Source organism: Jeotgalibaca caeni, assembly GCF_028863945.1.
Taxonomy (GTDB): Bacteria; Bacillota; Bacilli; order Lactobacillales; family Aerococcaceae; genus Jeotgalibaca; species Jeotgalibaca caeni.
In genome coordinates, this window is the sequence record NZ_JARBEA010000145.1 from 1 (window position 1) to 627 (window position 627).

The 627-nt window shown below is 47.7% G+C and carries 1 protein-coding gene; it reads left to right on the top strand.

What is annotated here, in order from left to right; all coding sequences use genetic code 11:
• Window positions 1-234: 234 nt before the first annotated feature.
• A partial coding sequence (locus PVE40_RS12900) for an IS110 family transposase (RefSeq protein WP_274732322.1) occupies window positions 235-627 on the top strand: 393 nt, incomplete at its 3' end.

Genomic DNA, 627 nt, shown 5'->3' on the forward strand with positions numbered 1-627 from the left:
AAAAACTTTATGAACGCTCCGCGTTCTATGCCATGACGGAAAATCACGTGCAGGAGTATAATAGGGATGGCAATACAAATCCGGGTCTTTAATGGGTTTTGCCGAACCTGTACAAAAAACTGGATGACCATCTTACAAGGTGCGATAAGCCGAATACGTCTTTGAACGTGGATATAAAATTACAACATTTAATGAGATGGTCGATTGCCGAATCTCATAGAGGAGGTTTTTCCCATGGAAGTCATGGTGGAAACTTGTTGTGGCATCGATGTGCACCAGAAGACAATTGTGTGCTGTATCCTAGACGGTCCGTTGGACACCACGAAACCCAGAAAAATCCAAAAGACATTTGGAACGCGGACACCGGAGTTGCGCCAAGCTTTGGAATGGCTGGAACAGCATCGAGTGACGCATGTGTTCATGGAAAGTACCGGCCAGTACTGGTTACCCGTATTTAATATCTTTTCCGAATCGGCCATGGAATTAGTCCTGGCCAATCCCCAGCACGTGAAGAACGTTCCGGGACGGAAAACCGATATGAAAGATGCGGAATGGCTCGCCCAACTGGGGCGTTGCGGTTTAGTTGAACGCTCCTATATCCCCTCACCTGAGGTGATGGAGCTGCGG